The sequence below is a fragment of the Salinisphaera sp. G21_0 genome, assembly GCF_017744115.1.
GTDB lineage: Bacteria > Pseudomonadota > Gammaproteobacteria > Pseudomonadales > Endozoicomonadaceae > Endozoicomonas.
On the sequence record NZ_JAGHQW010000115.1, the window covers coordinates 1 to 5247 of the forward strand.

The window sequence follows — 5247 nt, forward strand, 5'->3', positions numbered from 1 at the left end:
AAAATTGGGCTTGTTTCATTGAAAGACTTATGGATCAGGTTTCACCATCATTGTTGAACCGCCCGGTGCGGACCCGCATGCCGGGTGCTGTGGGGAGGGTTGGAGAAAGACCAGCCCTTACCCGATTACTTCAGTTTTTTCAAAACCGGCTTACGGTTCATCCCTGCAGGCGCAGGGAACACCCTGGCTGTTTGTGTTGTTGGTTGTGTTTGTGCGGTTCATCCCTGCAGGCGCAGGGAACACCCTGGCTGTTTGTGTTGTTGGTTGTGTTTGTGCGGTTCATCCCTGAAAAATAAAAGGACACCCACTTTTTAAAAAGTGAAGAGAGTACGACATTTATTCATTTTTTAAATGATAGTATTGATCATCGTAAGAGTTTCAAATTCATACCAAACAGGAAGCGTATAAAAAGCACTCAGCAACAGCTAGATAGAAGATACTATCGAGACAATATAAGAAAGAGCATTCAGAAAATTCTGGCCACATTAAAGTAAATGAAAATACGTTGATCAGGCAGGGTAGAGAGCACCGCTCACAGACATCCCATGAACCCAGCATTTTCCGGTGCTTTCTGCATAAGCCTTCAGTGAAGCCAGCTTGCCGACTGCGCGGTGAAAACGATTATTCCAGCGCATAGTCTCCAGCCATTCTTTTGGGTCAATACCCAGGCGCTCCAGGATAGGTGGTACATCGTCAGTTATACGACCACGCTTGTCTTTTCGGACAATTCGGCCAGACCAGTCAACCAGTTCAAAATAGCTACTGAGTGGGTATGGAATCGCCTGTTCCGGGTTTTGACCCTGAGCTTTTAACGGTTTCAAGTGTGTCTTTTGTTTTTTTCCGTTTGCGCTGTCGTATGACTCAATGCGCTCTTTAATAGAAGTATGTTCTGAGGTTTCCAGTGTTGCGGCAATTTTTGCCCGGATGGGGTTCAAGTCGACATAGGCCATGCAAGTCAGCAATGCTGCCTCATCTAACAGAGCCTGACTTTTGTAACGACCTTCCCAAAAGCGCCCTTTGCACTCATCCTCTTTATTGGCCAGCCGGGCTAAATATTCGTTGAGACAGCGCATGAACCAGCTGATATCCATTAAGCGACCTCGGTACTTCTGGGCATATTCTTCGACACGCAGCAGCTCTGCTTTGCCCAGCTGATCGCCGACAAGAAAACGCTGAACCAGGTGCGGGCCTGAAAAAAGCTGCGTCCAGCGTTGTAAGACTGCTTTGGTGTCCCATTTTTTGGCTTGCTGACTATTGATATGGAGCACCACATGATAATGATTCGACATCACCGCATAAGCACAGACTTCCAGGGCAAAAATACCGGAAAGTGCTTTCAACCGATCAACCACCCATTGCCTGCGATGCTCATAGTTTTTGCCTGAGAAATTATCTTTGCCGCATAGGAAGGCCCTGCGAACGCAGCGTGCCATGCAGTGGTAGTAGGGCGTACTGGCTGGATCTATGAGGTTTTTTCGGGCGGTCGTCATATCATTTTTTTTGGTTACTGGGTAGATTTCCTTAATGCCCTTAAGAGGGTCCAGAAGAAAAATAGACGGTGTGGCCGATTAGTCAAATTTTTGGGTGTCCCTTATTTCGCCCTTATTTCGCCGCTTATTTCCGCCTTATTTCCTTTTCCCTTATTTCCTTTCTTATTTTCTATCCTTGCGGTGGTTGGGATGGCGATGTGGGCGATGTACTTGCTCAGAACCAGTAAAGGGCTGCGGAGCTAATCGGCAGCAACACTTCGGTCAAAAGCTGGCTGAAACAGACGATCACGAACGTAGACTGTATTGTCCCTTCCAGCGATTGCGAGTGAGGTTTCATCCGCATAGTACCAGCTTTGATTGTCCTGATTCGAAGAGCCAATCACCACCATATGGTCATCAAAGCTGGCAAACTTAGCATGACTGGCACCATCGCCTAATCGGTTCTCCTCGACCGGCTCATTCCCCCCGGGGGCAACATACCAGCGAATATCCAGGTTTGAACTGTTTTTGGAGAGTGACTTCAGCTTTTTGACCGCTTTTGCATTGGTACCACCAGCGCCCAGCGCGCTTTCACGCTCCTCATTGAAACGCTTGGACAATAACAGCTCGACCTTCACCCCGCGGTGGGCTGCGGCGACTAACGCTTTGATCAGAAACGGATTATTCAGGTTGGGCGACTGAATGGAAATACGGTTCTTTGCTTTTTGAATTGCTTTCAAAAAGCCCTGAGCCTGTGGGCTGGCAAGTGATCTGTTGAAAGGGTCTATATTGGCTTTTCGAGTCAGTACTGTTATGGGTGTCTCAGTGAGCATTGAGTCATTGTCAAAGTCAGGGCTCACACTTAACCTTCGAAGTTTTTGGTTGGGTTGATCCTGAGCATCAAGACTTCTTTCCCAGTTATGTTCAAAGCCTGCTCGAAGTGACAAACCGACTTCCCCTCGCAAAACAGCGCCCGTATCGTAAGCTGCCAATCCACTGCGTTCATCAGTGGCATGATTGCGCTTCTGGACATTAGCACCGGTAATGGCAACACGCTGACCATCTGCAATAACTGTCTTGCTGTGCAGTCCATCAGTCAGTTTGTTAACGTGGACGCCTCCTTTGATATTCAGCAGGTTCTTATCAATGTTACCCAGATTAGGCAGTAAATTTTCTATCGTTGGCGCACGATTGCCTTTTTTACGTTTCATAAATTTGGCTGCCGGGCCTCTGGCCTGATTGACCAGAATTCGAATTTTCAATGGTAAGGAAAAAGAATCAGGGTGACGTTTCGCTTCAGCCTGTAATGCCTGTATAGCCGGAATGATATGTTCCTGAACTCCGGGTGAGTTGGGCTCCCAGGAAAAAGTCTGGATCAATACTTCCTCTTTGGCACCACGAATCACTGAACCAAAGGAGCCAAATATCTCATCACCGCCAATGGTGACTTTTTCAATGGCATTGCGTTGAGTTGTTATCAACTCTTTTGGTACTGTACCCTTACTGGCAAATTTTTCAGCTATTTGACTGACTGCTTTTTGGAATGGGCGAGCAGCCGTGTTGATTGACCCTGGTGCAGAAAGTTTGTGTATTGATGGCAATCTGGAGTAACGCAATACATTAGAGTGGCGCAGTCCTATTTTTTTGCCCAGATGTTGTGTACTCAATTTATCGAAGTTTTGTTTAACGGCTTTCCCTGGTTTTGAAATTGAAGGAGAGAAGGGAGTGATCAAGCGTAACCGCCCGGCGACTCGAAAACGCTGACCTCCTTTGGCCTGTAGCTCAGCGTCTTGTTTCGAAGGCGGCGCTATAAGTGACTGTTGACCTCCAACAGTGATTTTTCCCGGCATGTTTCTGAATCCGTTTCTTATCAGCTGGTATGGATATCGGCACACATCAGCTAACAGCAAGTGGGGAAACAGCGTATCCAGCACGACAATAAAAGGACACCCACTTTTTAAAAAGTGAAGAGAGTACAACATTTATTTATTTTTTAAATGATAGTATTGATCATTGTAAGAATTTCACATTTATACCAAACAGGAATCGTATAAAAAGCACTCAGCAACAGCCAGATAGAAGACATTGTAAAGACAATATAAGAAAGTGTATTCAGAAAATTCTGACACATTAAAGTAAATGAAAATACGTTGATCAGGCAGGGTAGAGAGCACCGCTCACAGACATCCCATGAACCCAGCATTTTCCGGTGCTTTCTGCATAAGCCTTCAGTGAAGCCAGCTTGCCGACTGCACGGTGAAAACGATTATTCCAGCGCATAGTCTCCAGCCATTCTTTTGGGTCAATACCCAAGCGCTCCAGGATAGGTGGTACATCGTCAGTTATACGACCACGTTTTTCTTTTCGGACAATTCGGCTAGACCAGTCAACTAGTTCAAAGTAGCTACTGAGTAGATATGGAAGCGCCTGTTCCGGGTTTTTTCAAATATATACCACCATTCATTTATAAAAATAACACGACGCCTGCAACACGAACCCTTAAATAAAAAAATGAATCAGAAACTTTTACAACACCGCATGTTCGAAGAAGAGTGCCCGGTAATTTTTTGTGCACAGTTCTAATGTACTGTTATGCAATACAACATCAAGAGTCCTATTTATGATTCAGCAACCCATTCAGCAGCCCACTCAGCAACCAATTTGCGACAGTGCTTCCCAATGTTCAGGGAATGGCATCGAATGTTCCTGGCTCGGCCATGGCGTTGCTGTTTGTAAAGCATTTGCGAAATCATTGATTCCAACGGAAGATCCTTGCCTCAGTTTCAATTCACGCAAAGCAGTGGAAGATCTTGTGCGACTAGCCACAGTAGCTATCCTGCCGTCGAGTTCCATTCTTTTCATAGTGAAAGATATGGCCAATGCCTGGTCCGGGAGCGGTTTGTCCGGGCCGGATGCAAAACCGGAATTACCACAGACATCAAAAGAAACCCGGGAAGAGGCTCAGGAAAAAGGAACCGGCTCGAAAGACGTACCCCTTCAACAGCTATCCATGGCTCGCTATCAAGGGAGTGAGGGAACCAAAGGACTACTTGCCCTTGGCACTCTGGCCAGCTCTTTTCAGTATGCGAATTCGGATGCCACTGCCGATTGTCCACAACCCATAAAGATGCCCTTAAAGATTAATGATACGAAAACCCTGGACAAGATTGGTCGAGATCCCTGCTATCCACTGTACGGTACATACCAACAGACGGCGGATATTGTTGTCACTCAAGACTATCAGTCCATTGGCAGTGATACCGATCCATTCACCGGGCAGTACGATGGGCAGTGCCGTACCATCAGCGACCTGTCTGACTGTTTTGTTGACATTCTGCAAGGCAACATCAGTAACCTTCACTTTACTGGTGCCAATATAACTTCCCGGAAGACGACCGGGTTAGCAGCCTGTGTTGTTGATGATACTGGCATAGTCAGTAATATCCGGGCGAAAGATGTTCATATTCTCACCAATGGTGATCATAATTACGCTGGCATCGGGGGGGGGAGGTTAAAGGAATGGTTGGCAACATCACAGCGGTGAACTGCAGGGTCGAAACCTCGGGTAAATATGCAGACGCCGACATCGGGGGTGGGGCTGTTGGAAGTGGAGGAACGGTTGCCAACACCACGGCGGTGAACAGCAGGGTCGAAACCTCGGGTAAATATGCAGACGCCGGCATTGGGGGTGGGGTGGTTTACGGAAGGGTTGACAACACCACGGCGGTGTACAGCCATGTCACAACCTCGGGTGACCATGCACAAGCCGGCATCGGGG

The 5247-nt window shown here is 47.1% G+C and carries 5 protein-coding genes; 2 read left to right on the plus strand and 3 right to left on the minus strand.

Annotated elements, in window-relative coordinates:
- Positions 1–509 precede the first annotated feature (509 nt).
- The 3 genes from J7439_RS24780 to J7439_RS24790 form a co-directional block, all read right to left on the minus strand.
- The gene (locus J7439_RS24780) at positions 510–1490 is read right to left on the minus strand and encodes a transposase (RefSeq protein WP_209204729.1); all 981 of its coding nucleotides are present in this window, start codon (positions 1488–1490) and stop codon (positions 510–512) included.
- A 239-nt stretch (positions 1491–1729) separates the two neighbouring features.
- Positions 1730–3319: a phospholipase D-like domain-containing protein gene (locus tag J7439_RS24785; protein ID WP_209204730.1), complete on the minus strand. Its 1590-nt coding sequence runs from the start codon at positions 3317–3319 to the stop codon at positions 1730–1732.
- A gap of 304 nt (positions 3320–3623) precedes the next feature.
- A complete protein-coding gene (locus J7439_RS24790) occupies positions 3624–3782 on the minus strand; it encodes a hypothetical protein (RefSeq protein ID WP_209204731.1) in 159 nt (52 codons plus the stop codon).
- A gap of 307 nt (positions 3783–4089) precedes the next feature.
- On the opposite strand from J7439_RS24790, the gene J7439_RS24795 reads away from it, so the two are divergent.
- Positions 4090–5013, plus strand: coding sequence for a hypothetical protein (locus J7439_RS24795; protein ID WP_209204732.1), 924 nt, complete (start codon positions 4090–4092; stop codon positions 5011–5013).
- Positions 5010–5247 (plus strand): hypothetical protein (locus J7439_RS24800; protein WP_209204733.1); only part of this gene is annotated, 238 nt, incomplete at its 3' end. The genes J7439_RS24795 and J7439_RS24800, both read left to right, overlap by 4 nt.

Excerpts from the sequence above, each read along its gene's own strand:
- J7439_RS24780 (WP_209204729.1), bottom strand. The coding sequence starts at position 1,490 with ATGACGACCGCCCGAAAAAACCTCATAGATCCAGCCAGTACGCCCTAC.
- J7439_RS24785 (WP_209204730.1), bottom strand. The coding sequence starts at position 3,319 with ATGCCGGGAAAAATCACTGTTGGAGGTCAACAGTCACTTATAGCGCCG.
- J7439_RS24795 (WP_209204732.1), top strand. The coding sequence starts at position 4,090 with ATGATTCAGCAACCCATTCAGCAGCCCACTCAGCAACCAATTTGCGAC.